The organism is Streptomyces sp. DF42 (genome assembly GCF_058267695.1).
Window position 1 is genome coordinate 4456481 of the sequence record NZ_CM177859.1, and the last position, 24011, is coordinate 4480491.

The 24011-nt window shown below is 71.6% G+C and carries 18 protein-coding genes, 1 tRNA gene and 1 riboswitch; of the genes, 9 read left to right on the forward strand and 10 right to left on the reverse strand.

Annotation, left to right across the window (positions count from 1 at the left end):
- Nucleotides 1-70 precede the first annotated feature (70 nt).
- Nucleotides 71-619 carry a MarR family winged helix-turn-helix transcriptional regulator gene (locus tag ACYUED_RS20280; RefSeq protein ID WP_491293692.1) on the reverse strand — a complete coding sequence of 183 codons (549 nt, stop codon included), beginning with the start codon at nt 617-619 and terminating at the stop codon, nt 71-73.
- A 152-nt stretch (nt 620-771) separates the two neighbouring features.
- Between ACYUED_RS20280 and ACYUED_RS20285 the strand changes: the two genes are divergently transcribed.
- Nucleotides 772-2034, forward strand: a complete 1263-nt coding sequence (locus ACYUED_RS20285; RefSeq protein WP_491294340.1) for an MFS transporter — start codon at nt 772-774, stop codon at nt 2032-2034.
- 6 nt (nt 2035-2040) lie between these two features.
- Here the strand turns inward: ACYUED_RS20285 and ACYUED_RS20290 are convergent, their stop codons facing one another.
- Entirely contained in the window at nt 2041-3687 is a 1647-nt protein-coding gene (locus ACYUED_RS20290; RefSeq protein WP_491293693.1) for an ATP-binding SpoIIE family protein phosphatase, read from the reverse strand.
- A gap of 224 nt (nt 3688-3911) precedes the next feature.
- Nucleotides 3912-5279 carry an NAD(P)/FAD-dependent oxidoreductase gene (locus tag ACYUED_RS20295; RefSeq protein ID WP_491294342.1) on the reverse strand — a complete coding sequence of 456 codons (1368 nt, stop codon included), beginning with the start codon at nt 5277-5279 and terminating at the stop codon, nt 3912-3914.
- 385 nt (nt 5280-5664) lie between these two features.
- Between ACYUED_RS20295 and ACYUED_RS20300 the strand changes: the two genes are divergently transcribed.
- Nucleotides 5665-6432, forward strand: coding sequence for a TetR/AcrR family transcriptional regulator (locus ACYUED_RS20300; protein ID WP_491293694.1), 768 nt, complete (start codon nt 5665-5667; stop codon nt 6430-6432).
- Between the two features lie 327 nt (nt 6433-6759).
- On the forward strand, nt 6760-8739 hold the full coding sequence (locus ACYUED_RS20305; protein ID WP_491293695.1) for a sigma-70 family RNA polymerase sigma factor: 1980 nt from the start codon (nt 6760-6762) through the stop codon (nt 8737-8739).
- A gap of 220 nt (nt 8740-8959) precedes the next feature.
- Here ACYUED_RS20305 and ACYUED_RS20310 read toward each other — a convergent pair whose 3' ends face one another.
- On the reverse strand, nt 8960-11044 hold the full coding sequence (locus ACYUED_RS20310) for an asparagine synthase-related protein (protein WP_491293696.1): 2085 nt from the start codon (nt 11042-11044) through the stop codon (nt 8960-8962).
- A 683-nt stretch (nt 11045-11727) separates the two neighbouring features.
- Between ACYUED_RS20310 and ACYUED_RS20315 the strand changes: the two genes are divergently transcribed.
- The 4 genes from ACYUED_RS20315 to ACYUED_RS20330 all read left to right on the forward strand — a co-directional run bounded on the left by ACYUED_RS20315 (nt 11728) and on the right by ACYUED_RS20330 (nt 16901).
- Nucleotides 11728-13152 carry an NsdA family TPR-like regulatory protein gene (locus ACYUED_RS20315; RefSeq protein ID WP_491293697.1) on the forward strand — a complete coding sequence of 475 codons (1425 nt, stop codon included), beginning with the start codon at nt 11728-11730 and terminating at the stop codon, nt 13150-13152.
- Between the two features lie 172 nt (nt 13153-13324).
- Nucleotides 13325-14545, forward strand: coding sequence for an L-2-hydroxyglutarate oxidase (gene lhgO / locus ACYUED_RS20320; protein WP_491293698.1), 1221 nt, complete (start codon nt 13325-13327; stop codon nt 14543-14545).
- Nucleotides 14546-14610: 65 nt separating this feature from the next.
- Nucleotides 14611-15510 carry a tRNA (guanosine(46)-N7)-methyltransferase TrmB gene (gene trmB, locus ACYUED_RS20325; protein WP_491293699.1) on the forward strand — a complete coding sequence of 300 codons (900 nt, stop codon included), beginning with the start codon at nt 14611-14613 and terminating at the stop codon, nt 15508-15510.
- A gap of 71 nt (nt 15511-15581) precedes the next feature.
- Complete coding sequence (locus ACYUED_RS20330; RefSeq protein ID WP_491293700.1) at nt 15582-16901, forward strand: PrsW family intramembrane metalloprotease; 1320 nt, start codon at nt 15582-15584, stop codon at nt 16899-16901.
- A gap of 45 nt (nt 16902-16946) precedes the next feature.
- Here the strand turns inward: ACYUED_RS20330 and ACYUED_RS20335 are convergent, their stop codons facing one another.
- The 4 genes from ACYUED_RS20335 to ACYUED_RS20350 form a co-directional block, all read right to left on the reverse strand.
- The gene (locus ACYUED_RS20335; RefSeq protein ID WP_491293701.1) at nt 16947-17888 is read right to left on the reverse strand and encodes an aldo/keto reductase; all 942 of its coding nucleotides are present in this window, start codon (nt 17886-17888) and stop codon (nt 16947-16949) included.
- 215 nt (nt 17889-18103) lie between these two features.
- Nucleotides 18104-19129: a M23 family metallopeptidase gene (locus tag ACYUED_RS20340; RefSeq protein WP_491293702.1), complete on the reverse strand. Its 1026-nt coding sequence runs from the start codon at nt 19127-19129 to the stop codon at nt 18104-18106.
- 10 nt (nt 19130-19139) lie between these two features.
- A riboswitch (cyclic di-AMP (ydaO/yuaA leader) is annotated at nt 19140-19297 on the reverse strand.
- A gap of 337 nt (nt 19298-19634) precedes the next feature.
- Nucleotides 19635-19708, reverse strand: a tRNA-Met gene (locus tag ACYUED_RS20345).
- Between the two features lie 61 nt (nt 19709-19769).
- Complete coding sequence (locus ACYUED_RS20350; protein ID WP_491293703.1) at nt 19770-20903, reverse strand: dihydrofolate reductase family protein; 1134 nt, start codon at nt 20901-20903, stop codon at nt 19770-19772.
- Between the two features lie 105 nt (nt 20904-21008).
- Between ACYUED_RS20350 and ACYUED_RS20355 the strand changes: the two genes are divergently transcribed.
- Complete coding sequence (locus ACYUED_RS20355) at nt 21009-21524, forward strand: MarR family winged helix-turn-helix transcriptional regulator (RefSeq protein WP_491293704.1); 516 nt, start codon at nt 21009-21011, stop codon at nt 21522-21524.
- A 165-nt stretch (nt 21525-21689) separates the two neighbouring features.
- Nucleotides 21690-22331, forward strand: coding sequence for a GTP cyclohydrolase II (locus ACYUED_RS20360; RefSeq protein ID WP_491293705.1), 642 nt, complete (start codon nt 21690-21692; stop codon nt 22329-22331).
- A gap of 405 nt (nt 22332-22736) precedes the next feature.
- On the opposite strand, the gene ACYUED_RS20365 is transcribed toward ACYUED_RS20360, so the two are convergent.
- Both ACYUED_RS20365 and ACYUED_RS20370 read right to left on the reverse strand, forming a co-directional pair.
- Nucleotides 22737-23339, reverse strand: a complete 603-nt coding sequence (locus tag ACYUED_RS20365; protein WP_491293706.1) for an NADPH-dependent FMN reductase — start codon at nt 23337-23339, stop codon at nt 22737-22739.
- Between the two features lie 36 nt (nt 23340-23375).
- A complete protein-coding gene (locus tag ACYUED_RS20370; RefSeq protein ID WP_491293707.1) occupies nt 23376-23804 on the reverse strand; it encodes a hypothetical protein in 429 nt (142 codons plus the stop codon).
- Between the last annotated feature and the right edge of the window lie 207 nt (nt 23805-24011).

Below are 24011 nucleotides of genomic sequence, written 5' to 3' on the forward strand. Positions count from 1 at the left end.
AACCCGAAGAACTTTACGCGTCCCCCAGAGGGCTGTCAACTGCCCCCTGTCAAGATCTTTTCTCTTCGCCTCAGTCCAGGTCGGTGAGACGTCCGCCCGCGTCCGGCTGGGCGTGCTCCACCCTGCGCAGGAGGCGGGTGAGTACCTCGCCGAGGGCGGTGCGCTCCTCCGGGGACAGGTCCTGGAGGAGGTCCTCCTCGAAGACCGTGGCGTGGCGCATGGCCTCGAGCCACTTCTCGCGGCCCTCCGCGGTCAGCTCCACGATCACACGGACGCGGTTGGACTCGTCGCGCTCCCGGGTCGCCAGGCCCTCGGCGACCATGCGGTCGATCCGGTGGGTCATCGCGGCCGGCGTCAGCCCGAGGCGCTTGGCGAGGTCGCTCGGGCCCAGACGGTAGGGGGCTCCGGAGAGGACGAGGGCCTTGAGGACCTCCCACTCCGCGTTGCTGATGCCGAGGGCGGCGGTCTGGCGGCCGTAGGCGACGTTCATACGGCGGTTCAGCCGGGAGAGAGCCGAGACGATCTTCTCGACCTGGGGGTCGAGGTCCCGGAACTCGCGCTGGTACGCGGCGATCTGCTCTTCGAGGGTCGGCTCCGCGACGCCGGGGGTCTGGGCCATGTGCGCAGTATCGCACGGGGCTCGTTGGCATTGAAGTTCTTCTGGATGTACTGTTCACCTTCGAACTTTAGCTTTGAAGTCTTCGGTACTAAGTACTGAGGTACTCCAACTATCTGAGAGAGGTGAACGTGACCAGGGCGATGGGCGCAGCGATGCGCCGGATCCACGTGGGTAACGCACTCAGCGCGTTCGGGCTCGGCTTCACCGTCCCGTACCTGTACGTCTATGTGGCGCAGGTGCGAGGGCTGGGGGCCATGACGGCGGGGCTCGTCCTCGCCGTCTTCGCCGTGGCCGCGCTGATCGTGCTGCCGTTCGCCGGGCGGGCCATCGTCCGGCGCGGCCCGCTACCGGTCCTGCTCGCCGCTCTGGCCACCGCCGCACTGGGAGCGCTGAGCCTGGGGCTGGCGAGCAGCGCGACGACCGTGCTGCTGTCGGCGGCGGCCCTCGGGGCCGGGCAGGCCGTGATGCAGCCGGCGCTGGCGACGATGATCGTGGACTGCTCCACGGCCGATACGCGCTCGCGTGCCTTTGCGACGCAGTTCTTCCTGCAGAACCTGGGGCTCGGTGTCGGTGGCCTGATCGGCGGCCATCTCGTCGACTCTACGCGCGTCGACTCGTTCGTCCTGTTGTTCTCGATCGAGGCTGCGGTGTTCGTGCTGCTCGCGGTCCTGATGGCCACCGCGCGGATGCCGCACTCGCCGCGCATCGAGGACGCTCCGGCGCAGTCGGCCAAGGGCGGCTGGAAGCAGCTGCTCGGCAATCGGGCCATGGTGCAGCTGTGTGTGCTGGGCTTCGTGCTGTTCTTCGCCTGCTACGGGCAGTTCGAGTCGGGGCTGAGCGCGTACGGGGTCGAGGCCGCCGGGATCTCGACGTCCGCGCTGGGTACGGCGCTGGCCGCCAACACCCTGATGATCGTCGTCGCGCAGTTCGCCGTGCTGAAGTTCGTCGAGCGGCGCCGGCGGTCCCGTGTGATCGCGGCCGTGGGGCTGATCTGGTCCCTCGCGTGGGTCGTGGCGGGCTACGCCGGGCTCGGGCACGGCAGCCAGGAGATGGCGACGGCCGCGTTCGTGTCGACGTACGCCCTGTTCGGGCTTGGTGAGGCGATGCTGTCGCCGACCGTGGCTCCGCTGGTCGCCGATCTCGCGCCGAGTGGGATGGCCGGGCAGTACAACTCCGCCTTCGCCCTGGTGAAGCAGCTCGCGCTGGCCGTCGGGCCGGCGGTCGGCGGGCCGATGGGGGCCTCGCTGCAGGCGCCGTACATCGTGACGTTCCTGCTGTTCTCGCTGGGGATCACCTACCTCGCGGTACGGCTGGGTCGGCAGCTCACCGCCGTACAGGATCGGCCGTGGCTGGGCAGGAGCCGGGTTGTTGCGCGGGGTGGGGCGTCCGCGGAGACCGTGGTCGCGGAGGCGTAGGGCCGGTCAGGTCTTCGGCAGGACGAACTCGCACCAGACCGCCTTTCCGCCGCCCGGTGTGCGGCGGGAGCCCCAGTTCGAGGCGATCGTCGCCACGATCGCGATGCCTCTGCCGGATTCGTCGGCCGGTTCCGCGCGGCGGCGGCGGGGGAGGTGGTCGTCGCCGTCGGTGACCTCGATGATCAGGCGGCGGTCGGTGCGGCGCAGGCGCAGGCGCATGGGCGGGGTGCCGTGCTGGAGGGAGTTGGCGACCAGTTCGCTGGCGGCGAGGACGCCGAGGTCGTGCAGCTCTGCCGGGAACCGCCAGCTCGTCAGCACGCCGGAGGCGAACGCACGCGCGCGTGGCGCCGCTTCGATGCCGCCGAGGAGTTCCAGGGCCGCGTTGCGGAACAGGTCGCTGTCCGGGCCGGTGCGGGCCGGGTGCTGGAGGACGAGGACGGCGACGTCGTCGTCGTGGTCCGCCGTGACGCCCGCCGAGCGGACCAGGCGGTCGCAGACGACCTGGGGCGTGCCGGTCGCGCCGGACAGGGCTCGGGCCAGGGATGCGATGCCCTCGTCGAGGTCCTCGTTCCTGCGTTCCACCAGGCCGTCCGTGTAGAGCACCGCCGTGGAGCCGGGGCTCAGGGGGATCGAGCCCGATGTGTGCATCCAGCCGCCCGTGCCGAGCGGCGGGCCGGTCGGTTCGTCGGCGCGCTCGACCGCTCCGCTCTCGTCCCGGACGAGGATCGGGAGGTGGCCGGCGGAGGCGTACACGAGGCGGCCCTCGTTCGGGTCGTGGATGGCGTACACGCACGTGGCGATCTGGTTGGCGTCGATCTCGATGGCCAGGCCGTCGAGGAGCTGGAGGACCTCGTGCGGGGGGAGGTCGAGGCGGGCGTACGCGCGGACCGCCGTGCGGAGCTGGCCCATGACGGCGGCGGCCCGGACGCCCCGGCCCATGACGTCGCCGATGACCAGGGCCGTGCGGCCGCCGCCGAGGGTGATGACGTCGTACCAGTCGCCGCCGACCGCCGCTTCCGTGCCACCGGGCTGGTAGGTGGCCGCGATGCGCAGGTCGTCCGGCTCCTCCAGCTCCTGAGGGAGCAGCGAACGCTGGAGCGTGACCGCCGTTTCGCGCTGCTGGCGCTCGCTGGCGCGGAGGCGTTCGGCGGCTTCGGCGTGGTCGGTGACGTCCGTCGCGAAGACGAGCACGCCCGCGTGGTCGCCCTCGGTGACCGGGGTGCAGGTGAACGTGTAGGAGCGGCCGTCGGAGGCCTTGCGGGACTTGAGGGTGCGGGGCTTGCGGCTGCGCAGGACCTGGTCGAGGAGCGGGAGCAGGCCCAGTTCGTCGAGTTCCGGAAGGGCCTCGCGGGTGGGTTCGCCGAGCGGGCGCAGGCCGAAGGCGCTCACATAGGCGTCGTTGACGTAGGCGACGCGGTGGTCCGGGCCGTGGACCAGGGCCACGAGAGCCGGGACCCGGTCGAGGACCTCGCGGACGGGGAGCGCGTCGACGGCGGGTACGGGTGCGGGCTCGTCGGTGAGCTGTTCGGCGCGGGCCGCGGGGACGGAGCTCGCGGTCTCGGCCGGCCGGTCGGGGGCGGCCGTGTGATCGGTCCGCGCTGCGGCGCGGCGCTGCGTTCCGGGGAGCCGGGCGCTCCAGCGCGTGAAGTTCACGAATCCTTGCCTCGTGTCGTCGTCTTCGGCGTCTTCGGCCGACTCCGGACCCGGCCGGAAGGCTGGGGCGTGATGCCCCCGGGATGCAGCACGATGGGGAGAGCCTCTTGGGTTCGAAGAGCGAGCTTCTGCTCGCCCTGGGGGCGGGGATCAGTTAGGCAGTGTGGCCTACCGGGGCGACATCCGTCAGACGCCTACCCGGTCGGTGGAGTTCCTCGGTCCGGTCAGGACGACCCCTTCGGGTCGGTAGGAGGCTTTCCACCGGCCGCGAGTTCGAACTCCGCTCGGGGATGTTCGAGCGAACCGAGTGAGACGATCTCCCGCTTGAAGAGCCCCGACAGCGTCCATTCGGCCAGGACACGGGCCTTGCGGTTGAAGGTGGGCACCCTGCTGAGGTGGTAGACGCGGTGCATGAACCAGGCAGGGTAGCCCTTCAGCTTGCGCCCGTAGACGTGGGCGACGCCCTTGTGGAGGCCGAGGGAGGCGACCGAGCCGACGTACTTGTGGGAGTACGTCTCCAGGGGCTCGTCGCGCAGGGCGTGGGCGATGTTGTCGGCGAGGAGCTTGGCCTGACGGACGGCGTGCTGGGCGTTCGGGGCGGTCTCCGTGCCGGGTTCGTCGGCGGTGACGTCGGGGACGGCTGACGCGTCTCCTGCGGCCCACGCGTGCGTGGCGCCGTCGATCGTCAGCTGGGGAGTGCACTTCAGCCGGCCTCGTCCGGTGAGCGGGAGGTCGGTGGCGGCGAGGAGCGGGCTGGGTTTCACGCCGGCCGTCCAGACGACCGTCCGGGTCGGGAAGCGGGCGCCGTCGCTGAGGACGGCGACCCGGTCCACGCAGGAGTCGAGGCGGGTCTGCAGGCGTACGTCGATGTTGCGGCGGCGCAGTTCGGTGACCGTGTAGCGGCCCATCTCCTCGCCGACCTCGGGCAGGATGCGGTCCGAGGCCTCCACGAGGATCCACTTCATGTCCTCGGGCCGGACGTTGTGGTAGTAGCGGGTGGCGTAGCGGGCCATGTCCTCGAGTTCGCCGAGCGCCTCGACACCGGCGAATCCGCCCCCGACGAAGACGAAGGTGAGCGCCGCGTCGCGGATCGCGGGGTCGCGGGTGGAGGAGGCGATGTCCATCTGCTCGATGACGTGGTTGCGCAGGCCGATGGCCTCCTCGACCGACTTGAAACCGATGCCGTGGTCGGCGAGACCGGGGATCGGGAGGGTGCGCGAGATCGAGCCGGGGGCCAGGACGAGTTCGTCGTACGTCAGCTGCTCCGGGCCCGCGCCCTCGTCCTCGGTGGCGAGGGTGGTGAGGACGGCGGTGCGCCTGGCGTGGTCGATCGACCGGACCTCGCCGATGACGACATGGCACTGATCCAGGACGCGGCGCAGCGGTACGACGACATGGCGGGGCGAAATGGCGCCGGCCGCCGCTTCGGGAAGGAACGGCTGATAGGTCATGTACGAGTCGGGAGTGACGACTGTGATCTCGACCTGGCCCCGCCTGAGTTCCTGTTTCAGCGTCCTCTGCAGGCGCAGGGCCGTGTACATCCCGACGTAGCCGCCGCCGACAACGAGAATGCGCGCACGTTCCTTCACCACCCCATGACGCACCCAGCGCTGGAGTTTGTCCACAGCCCCGACAATTTGTGTGACGGCGTGCCCAGGACGCCCAGGGTTGGCCGAATTGCCCGAGTGCTCGGAAGGATTGCAGGTCAGCAGGTGTGGGCCCGGTGACCTTGGGGGGTGTAATCGGGACGTAAGCGACCCGTACTCCGATCGGGGGGCGCTCCGTGCGGAACCTGCCCCTTCTGAATTGACCCTCGCTCAACTATGTTCGTGTGTCGACGGGGTGTAGGGGGATGCGCCATCGCTCATCGTGTCCGCGACAGACGGGCCGGTGAACCGGGCCTGTTCCCACGCCCTGGCAACCAATGAATGGCGGGGAGAGTCTCCGGGGGGAGACGTCATTACCGGGGGAACGCTTATGCATGTTCAGGATTCTCATTGGTCGTCCGCGTCTGCACTGACATCGGGCGGCATCGTGAGCGCGGCGACGAGCAACGGACGCGGGGACACCTCACGTACGACTCCGCTGCGCGTGGACGCACAGCGCAATCTGGAGCACGTCCTGCGCGCGGCGCGGGAGGTCTTCGGCGAGCTGGGGTACGGCGCGCCGATGGAGGACGTGGCGCGGCGAGCGCGGGTAGGTGTCGGCACCGTGTACCGGCGGTTCCCGAGCAAGGACGTCCTGGTGCGGCGAATAGCCGAGGAGGAGACCTCCCGGCTGACCGACCAGGCCCGCTCGGCCCTCGGCCAGGAGGACGAGCCGTGGTCGGCGCTCTCGCGCTTCCTGCGGACGTCGGTGGCCTCGGGCGCCGGGCGGCTGCTGCCGCCGCAGGTGCTGCGCGTCTCGGTCTCCGACGAGCAGGCCGACGGCACTGTCTTCGACGAGGCCCGGGTGCCGCAGCAGCGGACGCAGCCGGGTTCCGGGGAGCTGCATCTGGTCGCCGACGGAGTCCCGAGGATCTCGGCGGACGACGACACGGGCGCGGCGGCGCTGCTGGAGGTCGTGGGCCGGCTCGTGGAGCGGGCGCGCGCGGCCGGTCAGCTGCGGCCCGACGTGTCGGTGTCGGACGTACTGCTCGTCATCGCGACGGCGGCACCCTCGCTTCCGGACGCGGCACAGCAGGCGGCGGCCTCGGCACGGCTGCTGGACATCCTGCTGGAGGGGTTGCGCTCGCGGCCGGCCTGAGTGGTCCGTGCCTGCGGGCGGATCGGTTCGGTGACCGTGGTGGGGCGTGGGCCGTGCGCGGCGCGCGCCCGGCGTGAGCCGGGAGGCGCCGACGCCGGAAATGCATCGGACGCCGGGAATGTGCGGTGCATTTCCGGCATGCCGCCCAACTTCCGTGTGACGAGCGGTAATTGAGCTTTCCCCGAAGGGGCGATGGCTAGTACTACGGCACGACAAGTCCCCACGGACGAGTGGATGGTCCGCACTGTGGGGTCCTGAACAAAAGCCAATATGGCACTCTGACCCGGTGTTCGGGACTGGTTGGGCAGGCAGCGGGGGCTTTCCGCGATGAGCTTTGACGGGCGGGACGAGTCGCCGGGTGACGGCGACGCGGAGGCCGGCGGTCCGCCGCAGGTGCCGAGTCAGGGAGGACGGGCCGGCGTCCCGCGGAGCGGCGGCCGCGCGGAGACCGTCGTCCCGCAGCAGGGCGGCGAACCGGTCGAGCCCGTCGAGGGCACTGTCCCGGCCCAGCGCGATCGCCGGGAGGACGGCGTCCTGCCGCCGCCCCGGGATCTGCCGCCGTCCGACGCCGAGCTGATCGGGCGGATGCGCTCGGGCGACGACACCGCCTACGAGGAGCTGTTCCGGCGCCACGCCGACGCGGTGCGCCGGTACGCCCGCACCTGCTGCCGCGACGCCCACACCGCGGACGACCTCACGGCCGAGGTCTTCGCCCGGATGCTCCAGGCGGTACGCGGCGGCCACGGCCCCGAGCAGTCCGTACGCGCCTATCTGCTCACCACCGTCCGGCGCGTCGCCGCGAGCTGGACGAAGTCCGCCAAACGGGAACAACTGGTCGACGACTTCGCGGTGTTCGCCGCGCAGGCCGCGCGATCCTCCGAAACGACCGACGACACCGCGTCCCTCGGCTCCTTCGCAGCGGGTCTGGACCTCGGGGCCGATGTGCGCGCGATGCACGAGGCCGAGCAGTCCATGGCCATGCGGGCCTTCCTGTCGCTGCCGGAGCGCTGGCAGGCCGTGCTGTGGCACACCGAGGTCGAGGACGAGTCGCCGAGCGAGGTCGCCACGCTCTTCGGGCTGGACGCCAACGGCACGCGGGTGCTGGCCAGTCGCGCCCGCGAGGGCCTCAAGCAGGCCTATCTCCAGGCCCACGTCAGCGCCACGCTCGCCGGCGACGAGGAGTGCGCACGCTTCGCCGACCGGCTCGGCGCCTACGCCCGCGGCGGACTGCGCACACGTGCCGAACGGGGGCTGCGCAAGCACCTGGAGGAGTGCGTCAAGTGCCGGCTGGCCGCGGGCCAGATCAAGGAAGTCGCCAACGGCATCCCCGGCGTGGTGCCGGTCGCGGTCATCGGCTGGTTCGGCGCCGCCGGGTACGCCAAGGTGGCCGCTCTCATCGCCGGCGGCACCGGAGCCGGTGCCGCGGGCGCCGCGGGGGCGGCCGCGGCCGCGAGCGGCAGCTCGTCCGGCGGGGCGGGTGCCGGCGGTGCGGCGGTCTCCGAGGGGCTGGGGGCGCCCGCGAAGGCCGGTATCGCCGCCGGTGTCGTCGTCGCGGCGGGCGTGGCGGTGGCTCTCGCGCTGTCGGGGAGCGACAGCCCGGCCGGGAAACCTGACGCCAAGGCCCCCGCCTCGACACCGGCCGTCCGCCCGGAGTCACCGAAGCCGAAGCCGACGCCGAAGCCGACGCCTGCGAAGGAGCATCCCGAGCCGAAGCGGCCGGTGATCGTGCCCGTGGTGGCCGCCACGGCGACGCCGGCCCCGACCCCCACACCCCGGCCGAGGCCCACACCGACTCCGACCCCGACCTCCACGCCGAGGCCGACCCCGAAGCCCACCCCCACACCGGCCCCGCCTCCCCCTCCCCCGCCCGCGCCGGTCGTCTACCAGTGGAGCGAGCTGGCCTACGACGTCACGGGCGACGGCACGCGGCCCGAGATGCGGCTCGGCGGGAGCAGCTGGGTGTGGCAGCGGTACGGCCTGTCGGTCGCCGGCAGGTCCTACACCCACGGCGTGACCGTGCACGGCCGGTCCTCCGCGACCGTCGACCTCAACCGCACCTGCTCCGCCTACGACGCCATGGTCGGCATCGACGATCTGACCCTGGGGCTGGGCAAGGTCTCCTTCTCCGTCTACGCCGACGGCGTCCGGCTGTGGAAGTCCGCGACGATCCAGGGCGGCGACCCGGCGGTGCCGGTCCATGTGAACCTGGCGGGGCGCAAGAGCGTACGGCTCGTCGTCGAGCCGCGCACCGACTTCGACTCCGTGACGCTCGCGGACTGGGCCGAGTCGAGGTTCACCTGCTCCTAGCGGACCGCGGTCGGCCTACGGGAGGTGCTCGGCGGGAGTTGACGACGGAGACGTCCATGTCCGCGCGGACATCCCGCGAGTTGTCCAGGACGAAGGTGGCGAACGGCCGGACGAGACCCGGACGGGCTGAGACGCGGCCTGAGGTTCCTCACCCTCTGGACGGGCTGGACGGGCTGGACGGGCTGGGATTCGACCTGGAGTTCCTCACCCTTCGGACTCCTCACCCGCCCGAGGCCAACGCCCCCCTCTTTGGTGTGATCCCCCCCGGTACCGCCCTCTGGCGGGCCGGGGTGCCCGTCCAGCAGGTGCCTCGGCGGGCCAGGAGGCGGCGTAGCCAGAGTTCCAGGGAGACCAGGTCCGCGAGGCCGTCGAGGGGGAGGGGTTCGCCTTCGGCGGCGGCGCGCAGGGCCTTGCGGACGACGCGTGCCTCCACCAGGCCCGCCTCCGCCAGCAGCGGCGTCCCGAACAGGGCCATCAGGGAGTCTGCGGCGACGCGGAGACCGGTGCGGGCCGCCACGGCTGCCGAGGCGTGGGAGGGGGTGCCCCAGCCCGGTGGGAGGTCGCTCACGCCCGCGCCCTCCAGGACGGTGCGCAGGATGGCGGCACGCGCGCCCGGCTGGACGCGCAGGGCCTCGGGGAGGACTCGGCAGGCCCGTACGACCTGGTTGTCGAGGAAGGGGGCGTGCAGGCGCTGGGAGCGGACCTCGGCCGCCTGTTCCAGGATGCGGAGGTCCGCGGCATGGCGGGCCAGGGCCGCACGCGCGCGGTAGTCGCCGGGACGCTGGCCCGGGCCCACGCCCGAGCGGCTCGTCGACGCTTGCAGGCGAACCGATACTTCAGCGAGGGCCTCGCCGGTGAGCCAGCGTGCCGCAGGGCCGGGTCTGGCCCAGGTGAGGGCGGCCAGGGAGGCACCGACAGCGCCCCCGGGCTCGTCGAAACGGCGCTGCAGGAGGCGCTCGGCGAGCAGTTCGAGGCCCTCCCTGTACGGCGTCCGCGCCAGCTTCCTGGCCGCGCCGTACACGCGCGCGGGGACCATCACCGAGCCGTCGGCCTTCGTGAGTGCAGCGACGGGGCGGACCAGGTGGCGGCGTTTGCGGTCCATCAGGAGGTCGGCCAGGCGGGCCGGATGGGCGTCCAGGACCTGGCGGGCGCCGTAGCCCGTGAAGTGGTCCGCGCTGCCCGAGGCGAGGCGGGCGCGGTGGCGGGCGGCGATCACCAGGGACGGGCCCGGTTCGTCGGTCAGCGGGCCGTCCAGTTCGGCGTACGGGAGGGCCTCCTCGCCGCCGGTCACCACCACGTGGTGCAGGCGCGGGTTGGCGGCGAGCGATCCCGCCCGTTCCAGTTCGGCCTCCCGGCCGCCGACCGCCAGGTCGTTGAAGGTGAGCGCCAGCAGGCGTTCGCCCGCGCCCGTGCCGTGGCCGAGGACCGTGCCCGGCATACCGGGCAGCCCTGCGGCGAGCAGGGCGAGCGTGCCCGAGGCCGGCCCGCCGGAGAGGTCCGCGCCGATGCCCGCGACCGGCATCCCGCGCGCGGCGCGGCGCTCGGCCGGTCCCATGCCGGGCACCGGGCCGGGGTCCATGTCGGTCCCCGGGACGTGCCTGGGCGCGGACAAACGCGCGCGTACCGCCTCCACCAGTGCGTCGCGCACCGCGTCGACCGCACTGTCCGGGTCGGCCGAGGGCGCCGCCACCGCGAGGGAGGCGACCGGGTCGTAGCCGGCGATCTCGCGCGCTCCGGCGCGCAGGATCAGGGTGTGACCCGGCGGGATGCGCCGTACGCCGTCGTAGGGCGTGGAGTCGTGCAGCGCGGCCGGTACGTCGGGGGCGGCGAGCAGCGCGGCGAGGTGGCCGAAGTCGAGATTGGCCTCGATGAGGTCGGCGAGGGGGAGGGCCGCCGTCGCGTAGGCCGTGCCGCCCGCCCAGGGGGTGTAGAAGACCGGGCGGGCGCCCGCGAGGTCGCCGCAGACGGTGACCCTGCGGCCGACCTTGACGACCGCGGTGTAGCTGCCCGGCCAGGCCGTGAGGTGGCGAAGTGCGCCTCCGCGCGCGGCGAACAGTCCGACCCGCAGCTCCTCGTCGGACGCCCCGCACGTGCCCAGGACCGCTATCCGGGTCTGCGCGTCGGCGTTCACCACCCGCACCTCGTCGGGGCGCCAGTCGCCAACCGCCCAGAGCGGATCGGGGTCACCCCACAGGAGTTGGGAACCCACCGGGTGGACGGTCTCGCCGTCGCCTCCGGTGGCCCCCGCGGACCCCGTCCCGGGAGTCACCGCGGCGGTGCTGCTCCATCCCACCAACCACCGCATCGACGCCTCCACAGGCTGTGGACAACCAGTGCACGGTACGAACTGGTTCCCCATGCTGCCATGAAGGGCGCACGCTGGAGGGAGGGTGGAGCCGCTTACGACCCCTGGAACGCGCCGTGGCGCTCACCCGTCCGGGAGAGCGAACACCCGTACCCGGCAAGGCGCCTGCGACGCGAATGCGCCCCCGAAACGCTCCCCGAAAACGTCCTTCGCGCCCTCAAGTTCCATGGTGGGAGCGGTAATTGACCGGCGGGCCGAGGGGCTGTTTTCAGCCAAATCGGGGACGGGAGGTCGGGCGTGCATACGCTCCGTGCAAGCTCTGCGGGCCGCATCACGCGCGCGCAGCCCGGGAGACGGAGTTCGCCCCCCGGGCCCATCCGCCGCCCGCGGGGATGTAGGCGGCGGTGTCCCCCAGCCCACTGGATCCAGTACAGCGGGCCGACCCACGCAGTATCCATGGAAGCGCTCCCCCGATGGCCGGAGAAGAGCGCACGGACGGGCGCACGGCCACACAACGGGAGCACGGCGCAACTGCGCGTATCGGACCCGTACTTCAGTACGGACCACAATCCCGCCATCCGGAACTATGCCCCTTAACGCTTGGGATGCGGCGAACTACGCTGGGTTTACGAATGCCGCGTGGTTATGCCAGCGCGGCAGCCGTCTGTGTCGAGGGGTGGCGCATGTCCAGGGAGCAACGCGGGCCGAACGAAAAACTCGGCACCGTTCTCGCCCTCGCGGGAATCAGCAACGCAGGACTCGCGCGTCGCGTCAACGATCTTGGCGCCCAACGCGGGTTGACTCTTCGCTACGACAAGACGTCGGTGGCGCGCTGGGTGTCGAAGGGCATGGTGCCGCAGGGTGCCGCGCCACATCTCATCGCCGCCGCCATAGGCCAGAAGCTCGGCCGTCCGGTGCCGCTCCACGAGATCGGCCTGGCGGACGCGGATCCCGCACCCGAAGTGGGCCTCGCCTTCCCCAGGGACGTCGGCCAGGCGGTGAAGTCGGCGACGGAGCTCTACCGTCTCGACCTCGCCGGGCGCCGGGCCGGCTCCGGTGGCATCTGGCAGTCGCTGGCCGGATCGTTCGCAGTAAGCGCATACGCAACGCCCGCCTCACGATGGCTGATAACACCGGCCGACAGTTCGGTGGCGCGCGAGGCGAACTCCGCCGAGGACTCGGGCGCACCGCTCAAAGTCGGCCACAGTGATGTGCAGAAGCTGCGGGAGGCCGCCGAGGACGCCAGGCGCTGGGACTCCAAGTACGGCGGCGGTGACTGGCGTTCGTCGATGGTTCCCGAGTGCTTACGGGTGGAGGCGGCACCGCTGCTGCTCGGCGCGTACTCGGACGAGGTCGGCCGCGCACTGTTCGGGGCCAGCGCCGAACTGACGCGCCTCGCCGGCTGGATGGCCTTCGACACGGGGCAGCAGGAGGCAGCGCAGCGGTACTACATCCAGGCGCTGCGACTCGCGCGGGCAGCCGCCGACGTGCCCCTGGGGGGCTATGTGCTGGCCTCCATGTCGCTGCAGGCGACCTACCGCGGCTTCGGCGACGAGGGCGTCGACCTCGCGCAGGCCGCACTGGAACGCAACCGGGGCCTGGCGACCGCGCGCACCATGAGCTTCTTCCGGCTCGTCGAGGCACGGGCACACGCGCGTGCGAGTGACGGGCAGGCGGCCGGGGCGGCCCTCAAGGCCGCCGAGGGCTGGCTGGAGCGCTCCCGGGAGGGCGACAACGACCCGTCCTGGCTCGGCTTCTACTCCTACGACCGCTTCGCCGCGGACGCCGCGGAGTGCTACCGCGACCTGAAGGCGCCGCGCCAGGTGCGCCGCTTCACGGAGCAGGCGCTGTCGAAACCGACGGAGGAGTTCGTACGGTCGCACGGGCTGCGGCTGGTGGTGTCGGCGGTCGCGGAGCTCGAGTCGGGCAACCTCGATGCCGCCTGCGAGCAGGGCGTGCGGGCGGTGGAGGTCGCCGGGCGCATCTCGTCGGCCCGCACGACCGAGTACGTCAAGGACCTGCTGCACCGTTTGGAGCCGTACGGAGACGAGCCGCGCGTGGTGGAGCTGCGGGAGCGGGCCCGCCCGCTGCTGATGGCCCCCGCCTGAGCCGGGGACCGGTGACAGGTACCGATGGCGGATACCGGTGGCAGATACCAGGTACAGCTTGTACAGGTACCGGGTACCTGTACAAGCTGTGCAAGGACAGGTGCAGGACGACCCCACTCCTCCTGCGTTTGAAGCCGGTGTCAGTGGCGCAGTGCACTATCGGTAGTGGGAGGTGGTGCAGGTGCGGCCGGGGATCGCTTATGACTGCGATGTGCTCGTGATCGGTGGTGGGATCGTCGGGCTGTCCACCGCGTACGCGATCACGCGTGCCGCGCCCGGCACGCGCGTGACCGTGCTGGAGAAGGAACCGGGTCCGGCCCGGCACCAGACGGGGCGCAACAGCGGCGTCATCCACAGCGGGATCTACTACCGGCCCGGGTCCCTGAAGGCCCGGTACGCGGTGCGGGGCGCCGCCGAGATGGTCAAGTTCTGCGCCGAGTACGGCATCGCGCACGCCGTCACCGGCAAGCTGATCGTCGCGACGGAGCGACAGGAGCTGCCACGCCTGCACGCCCTGGTGCAGCGCGGGCGGGAGAACGGGATTCCGGTGCGGGAGCTGGGCGCCGCCCAGATCGCGGAGTACGAGCCCGAGGTGTACGGGCTCGCGGCCATACACGTCGGGACGACCGGCGTGTGCGACTTCGTGGGGGTTGCCCGGCAGCTGGCGGAGGCGTCGGGGGCGGAGATCCGGTACGGGGCGCGGGTCGAGCAGGTGGACCGGCGCCCGGAGCTCGGGGTCGCCGTCCGGACGACGGCCGGCGACGTCGTCCGCGCGCGCGTGCTGGTGAACTGTGCCGGGCTGTACTGCGACGAGGTGGCGCGGCTGACGGGCGACGACCCCGAGATGCGGATCGTGCCGTTCCGCGGGGAGTACTACTCGCTGGCGCGGCCCGAGCTGGTGCGGGGACTGGTGTATCCGGTGCCGGATCCGGCGTTCCCGTTCCTCGGCGTGCATCTCACGCGCGGGATCGACGAGGACGTGCACATCGGTCCCAACGCGGTGCCGGCGCTGGCCCGGGAGGGGTACGGATGGGATGTCGTACGGCCGCGGGAGGTGGCCGGGACGCTGGCCTGGCCCGGCGCCTGGCGGATGGCCCGGCGGCACTGGCGGTACGGGGCGGGGGAGCTGCGCCGGTCGGTGTCCAAGGGAGCGTTCACGACGGCGGTGCGAAGGCTGTTGCCGGCGGTGACGGAGGACGACCTGGTGCCGACGGCCGCGGGGGTCCGGGCGCAGGCGGTACTGCGGGACGGGTCCCTGGTGGACGACTTCCTGATCAAGGAGGGACCGCGGGCCGTCCATGTGCTGAACGCACCCTCACCTGCGGCGACGGCGTCGCTGCCGATCGGCCGGGAGGTGGCGAGAAGGGCGCTGGCCGTGCTCGGCCCGCCCTGACCTGCCCGCTCGGCGGCCACCGGACGGCCCGGCCGTCTCACCGTCCCCGTAAAATCGGTCGCACTGTGTCTGACTCCCTCCATACTCCCGAATCCCCACAGCCCGCCGCGCCCGCGCCGGCCCCTGCCTCCGCGCCCTCCCTCGCGCCCGCGCCCGGCGAGCACACGCCGCACACGCCCGGTGTCTCGGTCCGGCACACCCGGGCCAAGGGCGAGCCGCGGTTCCCCGACGGGCCGAAGGCCGATCCGGCCGGCTCGCACTTCGAGCGGCGGATCCGCAGCTTCCAGCCGCGCCGCAGCCGGGTGACCGCGGGACAGGCGGACGCGCTGCAGCGGCTGTGGCCCAAGTGGGGGCTGGACATCGACGGACAGCGGTCGATCGATCTCACCGAGCTGTTCGGGAACACCGACCGCGTCGTGCTCGAGATCGGGTTCGGGATGGGCGAGGCCACGGCGCAGATGGCCGCCGCGGATCCGGCCACCAACGTCCTCGCCGTGGACGTGCACACCCCGGGGCAGGGACATCTGCTCAACCTCGCCGACGATCACGGGCTGTCCAACGTCCGCGTGGCCAACGGGGACGCGATCATCCTGCTGCGCGAGATGCTCACCCCGGACTCACTGGACGGGCTGCGCGTCTACTTCCCCGACCCCTGGCCCAAGAAGCGGCATCACAAGCGACGGCTCATCCAGCCGGAGTTCCTCGACCTCGCCGCGGCCCGGATCAGACCCGGCGGCATCGTGCACTGCGCGACCGACTGGGAGCCGTACGCCGAACAGATGCTCGACGTGCTGACCGCGCACCCGGGGTTCGAGAACACGCGGCCCGACGGCGGTTTCGCGCCGCGTCCCGACTTCCGGCCGCTGACCCGTTTCGAGGGCCAGGGTCTGGAGAAGGGACATGTCGTGAACGACCTGCTCTTCCGTCGCGTCCAACATCATCACCAGCCCCCCACCGGCGCCTGAAGCCCCCTCGGCCCCGCGGGCGAACCGACGTACCGTCGCGGGCGGCGCCCTCCCTCGTTAGGGTCAATGCCGTGGCCACCAATCCCCCGTACCCGACGCATCCGCCGCACCCCGGTGGCCCCCCCGGCGGTGCGCTCAGGCATGCGCACTGGTGGCAGCGCGGATGGGTGCGGTACGGCGCCCTCAGCACCCTGCTCGCGCTCTCCGGGCTGGTCATCCTGGCCCTGGTGCGTGAACAGACCGGCACCGAAGGGTTCCTGGTGGGACTCGGGCTGGCCGTCCTGCCCGTCCCCCTCCTCATAGCCGCCTTCCGCTGGCTCGACCGCGTCGCCCCGGGCCCCTGGCGCAACCTGCTGTTCGCCTTCGCCTGGGGGGCCTGTGCGGCGGCGCTGATAGCGATCGTCGCCAACAGCTTCGCCACGAAGTGGATAGCGACGGCGACCGCAGATCCGTCCAGCGCGGACACCCTCGGCGCGACCGTCATAGCGCCCATCGTCGAGGAGTCGGCGAAGGCCGCCGCGGTCCTCCTCGTCTTCCTCTTCCGCAGACGGGACTTCACCGGGATCGTCGACGGCGTCGTCATAGCCGGCGTCACCGCCACCGGCTTCGCGTTCACCGAGAACATCCTCTACCTGGGCACCGCCTTCGGTACCGACCAGCTCACCGGCGACCGCGGCATCGCCTCCGTCACCGCGGCGACGTTCTTCGTGCGGATCGTCATGTCCCCGTTCGCGCACCCGCTCTTCACCGTCCTCACCGGCATCGGCTTCGGCGTCGCCGCGCTCTCGGCGGAGCGCCAGCACCTGCGGCGCGTCCTCGTCCCGCTCTCCGGCCTGCTGCTCGCGATGAGCATGCACGCGATCTGGAACGGCTCGTCGACGTTCGGCGAGTACGGGTTCTTCGCCGTCTACGCCGCCTTCATGGTCCCCACGTTCGGCCTGCTGACCTGGCTGGTCATCTGGACGCGCCAGCGCGAACTGCGCACCGTGCGCGAGGAACTGCCCGCCTACGCCGTCGCGGGCTGGCTCACCCCCGCCGAGCCGTACGCCCTCGGCTCGATGCGGGCGCGACGGCTGGCCCGCGACTACGCCGCCCACCACCTCGGCAGGCCCGCGGCCCGCACGGTCGCGCAGTACGAGGCATACGCGACCTCCCTGGCGTTCCTGCGGCACCGGGGGCGCCGTGGCCGCGCCGGCGCCGACTTCGTCGTCAGGGAGCAGGAGTTGCTGCACCAGCTGTGGCTGCGGCGTGAGGTGGCCCGCCCGGCCCTGGACTACGCGGCGCGGGCGACAGCGCCTCCGGTGCCGGTGGCGGCGGCGCCCTGGGCGATGTACGGGGTGTACGGGTACCCGGCGATGCCGAATCCCGCGTACAACCCGTACCGCACGTAGGACGTACTGCCGGTAGGACCGGTAGGGCCCGTGGCTCTCAGGGGATCAGGCCGACGCCTCGGTCAGACGCGCGACCTCGGCCTCGGTGAGCGTCAGCTCCCCCACCCCCAGCAGGGCCGGCAGCTGCTCCACCGTGCGCGCGGACGCGATCGGCGCGATGACCGTCGGCCGGGCCGCGAGCCAGGCCAGGGCGACCGTCGCCACCGGGGCCCCGTGAGCGTCGGCGATCTCGTCGAGGGCCGCCAGGACCCTGCGGCCGCGCTCGGTGTCCAGGTGCTTGCCGGCGCCCGCGCGGGCGCTCTCGACCGTCGTACCTGGCCGGTACTTGCCGGTGAGGAAGCCCGAGGCAAGGGCGAAGTACGGGACGGCGGCCAGTCCGTACCGCGCGGCGAGGTCCTGGAGCTCGCCCTCGTACGTGACGCGCGAGACCAGGTTGTAGTGGGGCTGGACGGCCACGTACTTGGCCAGGCCCTCACGGTCGGAGAACTCCAGGGACGCACGGAGCCGCTCGGGGGAGATGTTGGAGGCTGCGATGTGCCGCACCTTGCCCGCCGTCACCAGCTCGTCGAGCGCGCCGATGATCTCCTCGACCGGCACCTCCGGCTTGTCGAAGTGCGTGTAGTACAGATCGATGTGGTCGGTGCCGAGGCGGCTCAGGGAGGCGTCCGCGGCGGCCTTGATGTTGGTGGCCGTCAGGCCCGGGAACGCGGGGTGCTGGCTGACCTTGGTCGCGATGACGACGTCGTCGCGGTTACCGCGCGCCCTGACCCACCTGCCGATGATCGTCTCGGACTCGCCGCCCTCGTTGCCGTCGACCCACGCCGAGTAGGAGTCGGCGGTGTCGACGAAGTTGCCGCCCGCGGCCGCGTAGGCGTCGAGCACGGCGAAGGACGCGGCCTCGTCGGCGGTCCAGCCGAAGACGTTGCCGCCGAGGGAGAGGGGAAAGACCTCCAGGCCGGAGGAGCCGAGCTTGCGAAGAGAAGTCATGTAGTGCGTCAACACCCGCCTCGGAGGGCGATCTTCCGCTACGGCCGCAAAATCCCCGTAAACAAGCGGAGTCAGCCATTCCGGTAGCTGGGCAGCGGAAACCGGCGGTCCTGACGTCGCGGGGATGCCGTCAGAACCGCCGGGATCAGAAACAACAGGAAGGACAGAGAGAACAGGAAGAGCGGGGAGAAGCCGAGGTCAGGAAGAAGCGGAGGTCAGGGGGTGAGGCCCTTGCTGCGCAGCCACGTCATCGGGTCGATGCCCGTGGCCTGGCCGTTCAGGTGGACCTCAAGGTGCAGGTGCGGGCCGGTCACGTTGCCGGTGGCCCCGACACGCCCGATCACATCGCCCGTGGCGACCTTCTGGCCGACGCTCACGCTGATCGACGACTGGTGGCAGAACCAGAGTTCCGTTCCGTCGTCGAGCGTGATGATCGTGCGGTAGCCGTACGAGCCCGCCCAGCCGGCCTCCGTGACGGTGCCGCTGTGGACGGCCCTGATGAGCGTGCCCGTGGGGGCGGCGAAGTCGAGACCCGTGTGGTAGCCGGAGGACCACATGGAGCCGGCCTGTCCGAAGGTGCCGGTGATCGTGTACGACACGACCGGCAGCTTGAACTGCTTGGCCAGTTCGGCGAGTTTGGCGGCCTCGGCCTTCTTCTTGGCCTCCGCCTCGGCCTTCTCCTTCGCGGCCTGAGCCTTGGCCGCGGCCGTCTTCTCCGCCTGGGCGGCGGCGTCGTCGACCTGCTTGGCGAAGAGGGCCTCGGTGACCGACTGGGCCTTGCCGTCGACCTGGACCTGCTGGCTCTCGGCCTGGGCCATGATGCGGTTGCGCAGCGCCTCACCGGCGTCCGCGGCGCCCTGCGTGGTGTCGTCGGAGCTGACACCGACGTCACTGAGGGCGGTGGCGGAGCCCTTGGAGGCGTCCGAGGAGCCGCCGAACACGCCGCCCACGGAGGGCAGGTCGGGCAAGGAGATGGACACCGGGGGCTTGCCGGTGTTGGCGCTGGCCATACCGCCCGCGCCGACGGCGGCTATGACACCGACGCCGAGAACCGTGGAGCTGCGGGCGAGTCCCCCGCCGCGCTGCTTGGAGACACGGTGCCGGCCGCGTATCGGGCGGAGGGAGTCCTCGGTGGGGTTCCACTCCTCCCACGGGCCCTCGTCGGTGCGGGGGCCGGCGAAGCCGAATGGCTCGGTGCTCGGCACGAACGGCGCTGCCGGGGCAGGCGGGTTGGACGCCACGTAGGCGTGCTCCTTCCTTCCTTCTCGCCTACCGGGTTAGCTGACGGGTTCGGAGCAGGAAGGTCTCCTACGCGCGTATACCTGCCGTGGGTTCACGGCGGCTTCAGCGCGATTCACCCCAGGGTGGTGGTTCCCCGGTTCCCTTGCGGGATTCGGCGCGTGCGCACGGAGCCGTCTCTTGTGACGGCTGGGACGACCGCGCTGCGTTATCGAACGTTAATAGACCCGGGGTGCCGTTGCCAGCTGTTCTGCTTGATCATTAATGCTTCTTGGCCTGGACGTAGGGCACATGAGCGGCCAAAAACGGGCGAGTTGGCCAAGCCTCAGGATTCACACAGGCACTGACGGTGTGTCAGTTGTTATGCGGAGGGCGCTCGCTCGATCACACCCGGTCACATCACGGCAGGAGAGACAAGGAGGGGCGCGGAGAAGCGCGGAGGGAAAGGGAGCGGGAAAACACTCAGGGCCGGAATCCAGTTACTGGATTCCGGCCCTGAGCCTTGAGTAGCGGGGACAGGATTTGAACCTGCGACCTCTGGGTTATGAGCCCAGCGAGCTACCGAGCTGCTCCACCCCGCGTCGTTGTGTAACCAGCATACGCCATCCGTGGGGTGCTCAGGACCACGGTCACCACCGCGGGTCACGACCCCGGCAGATGCCGGTTCGGCGCCTTGGCCTGCTCCTCGTACTCCGGCAGTACGACGACGTCGACGCCCCGCGATGCCAGCAGCCCGCTGCCGTCCGCCTCCGTGACGAACGTGTCCGGCTCCCGCCACGCCGTGACCACCCGCCGTACCCCCGCGTCGAGGATCAGTCGTGCGCACGGCCTGGGCCGGGAGGCGCGGTGGGCGCAGGGCTCCAGGCTGCTGTACACCGTCGCCGCCGCGAGCCTCGGATCCGCCGGGTCGAGCTTGGCCAGGGCCGCCTCCTCGGCGTGCACGGCCGGGTCGCCGCCCTCGCGCGAGTGACCGCGGGCGAGCTCCGTACCGTCGGCGGCGACGATCACCGCACCCACGCTGAAGGCCGTGCGGGAGGGCGGGCACTGCGCCGCCAGCTCGCAGGCGAGGGCCAGCCAGCGGCGGTCGGCGGCGGCGGGGAGCGCGCCGGTGCCGGGGGCCGTGGGCTCGTAGCGCATGAGGACGACGTCCTCGATCCGCCGGGCCTCCGTCAGGCGCAGGCGGCCGCCCTGGTAGGCGCCGGGGCCGAAGAGGCGGGGCGCGTCCGGGTCGCCCACGAAGAGGGGGGCGAGCACGAGCTGGAGTTCGTCGGCGAGGCCCTGCTGGAGGAGCTGGGTGTGGATCGTGCCGCCGCCCTCGACCATCAGGCGCCGTACGCCGCGCACGTCGTGCAGATGCTCCAGCAGCCGCCGCCAGTCGAGGTCGGGGCCGAGCGGAGCGACGTCGGCGGCGAGGCCGAGTGAGCGGGCCCGCTCGGCGCCCTTGTCGGTCGTGAAGACGAGCTTTTCGCCGCCCGTGTGCCAGAACTTCGCGTCCGGGTCCAGGTCGCCGGAGCCGCTGACGGTGACCTTGAGGGGGTACTCCGGCCTCCCCGCCGCGACCCGGGCGGCCCGGCGCTCGGGCGAGTTGACCAGCAGCCGCGGGTTGTCGGCGCGGATCGTGCCGGCGCCGACGAGGATCGCGTCGACGGACGCCCGCACCTCGTCCACGCGGTCGAAGTCGGCCGGGGAGGAGAGCAGGAGGCGTTCGGGGCCGGTGTCGTCGAGGTAGCCGTCGAGGGAGACGGCGGCGGACAGCAGGACGTAGGGGTACGGCATCGGACGCGCTCACTCTCGGCGGCGGGCGGGGCGGGCTCGGACGGTCGGACCGGGCTCGGACGGGCGGGGCTTGGTTCAAGTTTGAAACAAACCTACACTGGGGGCATGACGACTCGCTGGCTCACCTCCAAGGAGCAGCGCGCCTGGCGCGCGTACATCGCCGCGGCGCACCTCCTGGAGGACGCGATCGACCGGCAGCTCCAGCAGGACGCCGGCATGCCGCACCTGTATTACTCCATCCTGGCCAATCTCTCCGAGGTGCCCGAGCGGCGGCTGCGGATGACCGATCTCGCCGAGCGGACGAAGATCACCCGAAGCCGGCTGACGTACGCCGTGTCCCGGCTGGAGAAGGACGGTCTGATCCGGCGCGAGAACTGCAAGTGGGACAAGCGGGGGAGCATCGCCGCGCTCACCGACGAGGGCATGGCGGTACTGGAACGCACGGCGCCCGGCCATGTCGAGACCGTGCGCGCCTCGCTGTTCGAGCATCTCACCGAGGAACAGGTGGAGCAGGTGGAGGAGATCTTCTCGGGGATCGCGCGGGCCCTCGACGAGGGGGGAAGCCGGCCCACGCCCGACGAGGTGCCGTGGCGGCGGCGGTCGTCGCCGCCCTGTTCGTGACGCAGTCCCCGTAAACGGGTTGCTTCAAATTTAAAGCATGGGGTAGTGTCCGGGATCGTAGATCTGCTTCAAATCTGAAGCAGCGCTGCCGAAGCAGGCCTGACAACGCAGGACCGACCAGCAGGACTGCTCAAGCAGACGTCCACCGGACCCGGGAGAACCCGCATGCCCGACTTCCCCGCCGCCAGCCCGCGCTCCCGCGTCCGGGTACCGCTACGCTTCCAGGACGGCTACAGCGTCGACGCCGAACTGGTCACCTTCCACGGCCTGACCGACGGACAGGAACACGTGGCCGTCGTGCTCGGCGACCCGGCCCCCGGTACAACGCCTCTGGTCCGGCTGCACTCCGAGTGCCTGACCGGCGACGTCTTCGGCTCGGCCCGCTGCGACTGCGGCCCGCAGCTGCGCGAGGCGGTCGAGCGGATCGCGGCCCGCGGCGGCGTGCTGCTCTACCTGCGCCAGGAGGGCCGTGGCATCGGCCTCTACAACAAGCTGGACGCGTACGCGCTGCAGGACCAGGGCCTGGACACGTACGAGGCGAACGCGGCCCTCGGCCTGCCCGAGGACGACCGCGACTACACGGCGGCCGCGCAGATGCTCCAAGCCCTCGGCATCGACACCCTCGACCTGCTGTCCAACAACCCCGACAAGGCCGGTCAGCTCCGCGACCTGGGCATCGACGTGCACGAGCGCGTCCCCACGGGCGTCTTCACCACCGCCCACAACGTCCGCTACCTGCGCGCGAAGGTCCTCCAGACCCAGCACACGCTGCCGCTGGGCGAACTGACGGAGCTCAACGCCGGCTGACGGCGACGGCTGACAAGCGTGTGGGTTGATCTGGGCCGCGGTGATGTCTGCGAGCCGCTGTGCGGTGTTGAAGTGTGGGGTCAGACGAAATGTGCTTCACCACGGGCCGCCAGGAGCGCACGGCATATTCAGCCACGGGCACCGGTAAGCCAGCGCCATCCAGCCGACCCGTCATGCTCTCGGATAGGTCTTGCGTACTGCCTTGGTGATGACCTGAGGTCGCCGAGAAACTCATCGGTCCGAGTGCGCCGGGAAGCTGTGAGCGTGCCGTCGAGCCGTTGCGGGACAACCTTCAGGTGAACCGGGGCCCGCGCCGCGGTGTGGCCGACTGCACCTTCGGTGCAGGTCAGGTGCTGACGGTGGGCTCCTCCCCCTGACGGCCCTCACCTGACCGTACGGCAGAAGTCACGCCGCGCCCGCCCTGTCCGACCCATTCGCCCCGTCCGCCCCGTCCGCCCCAACCGTCCCACGGGCCCGGCCCGCCAACAGCCCGAGCACCTCGGCGAGTTGGCGGCGGGCGCCGGGATCGGTGACGGTCCCGTCCGCGCCGATCGCCTCCCGGCCGACCGAAATCCGCACACAGGCCGGCTCCACGATGTCGGCACCGGTGTAGCCGAGCACCGTCCGCAGCGTGGCCTCGGCGCCCTGCCCCCGCCCGGGCGCGGCCGCGTTCACCCAGGCGACCGGCTTGTCGCAGATCTCGGTGCCGCCGACCGTCCAGTCGAGCAGGTTCTTGAACGACCCCGGCAGGGTCCCCGCGTACTCCGGAGCGCAGACCAGGATCCCGGCCGCCCTCTCGATCAACGCCCGCAGCGCGACCACGGGAGCCGGCAGCGGGTCGGCGTCGTCATCGGGATTGAAGTGCGGAAGGCCCGCCAGACCGTCGTACAGGACGGCCTCCACCGGCAGCGACGGCGCCACGGCCTGCGCGGCGCGCAACACGGCCTCGTTGGTGGAGCCGACCCGCATGCTCCCCGACAGCAAAAGAATCAACGGCGACGTGGACATCCACTCAACCTACTGCTCAGGGCGCGAAGACCCGTCTCACGGGCCGGGGGCCAGCCCCTCGACGGGCCCGGCCACGTCGCAACGGCCGTCATCCTGGAGCGCGTTCCGGCTCACCGCGCTTCGGGCACTCACGCCGGCCATGCCGTAGGCGACATACCCGGCGACGACCGGTGCGAAGATACCCAGCGCGGTGGCACCGGTCTGCAGCAGCAGGGCGGCCCAGGTGTCGGGCTGGGTCCAGGAGCCGTCGTTCAGGACGGTGGACATCGTCGCGGTGATGCCAGGGCCATTGATGGCGAAGGCGAGGACGGTCAGCAGACCACCGACCGCGGCGAGGGGGGCCATGTAGGGCGTGCTGGAGGCCAGCCATCCGCCGATTCTGATGCCGATATGGCCGCTGCGGTCGGAACCGTGGTCCATGGGGGCGGCCGACAGGGCGGTGGTCCGGTTGTCTGAGTGGTTCATGGTCGCGAACTCCGGTTTTGTGGGTGGCGCCTGTGGTCGGCGGTCCGAGATGTCAACGCGGCCCGGTGAGGGGGCCGGTGGGTGGGGGAGGGCGGTCGCGTCGGCTGCGGGGCGCTAGGGGTCGGCAGGGCACGGCGTCGCTCGTGGAGGCGAGTGCGAGCCCGGGTGCCGCCCTCGATGGGCGGTACCCGGACCTGCGGCGTCCAC

Bases quoted from the DNA above. Each gene is read 5' to 3' on its own strand.
- ACYUED_RS20280 (WP_491293692.1), bottom strand. From the start codon at position 619: ATGGCCCAGACCCCCGGCGTCGCGGAGCCGACCCTCGAAGAGCAGATC.
- ACYUED_RS20285 (WP_491294340.1), top strand. From the start codon at position 772: ATGCGCCGGATCCACGTGGGTAACGCACTCAGCGCGTTCGGGCTCGGC.
- ACYUED_RS20300 (WP_491293694.1), top strand. From the start codon at position 5,665: ATGCATGTTCAGGATTCTCATTGGTCGTCCGCGTCTGCACTGACATCG.
- ACYUED_RS20305 (WP_491293695.1), top strand. From the start codon at position 6,760: ATGAGCTTTGACGGGCGGGACGAGTCGCCGGGTGACGGCGACGCGGAG.
- ACYUED_RS20310 (WP_491293696.1), bottom strand. From the start codon at position 11,044: ATGCGGTGGTTGGTGGGATGGAGCAGCACCGCCGCGGTGACTCCCGGG.
- ACYUED_RS20315 (WP_491293697.1), top strand. From the start codon at position 11,728: ATGTCCAGGGAGCAACGCGGGCCGAACGAAAAACTCGGCACCGTTCTC.
- ACYUED_RS20335 (WP_491293701.1), bottom strand. From the start codon at position 17,888: ATGACTTCTCTTCGCAAGCTCGGCTCCTCCGGCCTGGAGGTCTTTCCC.
- ACYUED_RS20350 (WP_491293703.1), bottom strand. From the start codon at position 20,903: ATGCCGTACCCCTACGTCCTGCTGTCCGCCGCCGTCTCCCTCGACGGC.
- ACYUED_RS20355 (WP_491293704.1), top strand. From the start codon at position 21,009: ATGACGACTCGCTGGCTCACCTCCAAGGAGCAGCGCGCCTGGCGCGCG.
- ACYUED_RS20360 (WP_491293705.1), top strand. From the start codon at position 21,690: ATGCCCGACTTCCCCGCCGCCAGCCCGCGCTCCCGCGTCCGGGTACCG.
- ACYUED_RS20365 (WP_491293706.1), bottom strand. From the start codon at position 23,339: ATGTCCACGTCGCCGTTGATTCTTTTGCTGTCGGGGAGCATGCGGGTC.
- ACYUED_RS20370 (WP_491293707.1), bottom strand. From the start codon at position 23,804: ATGAACCACTCAGACAACCGGACCACCGCCCTGTCGGCCGCCCCCATG.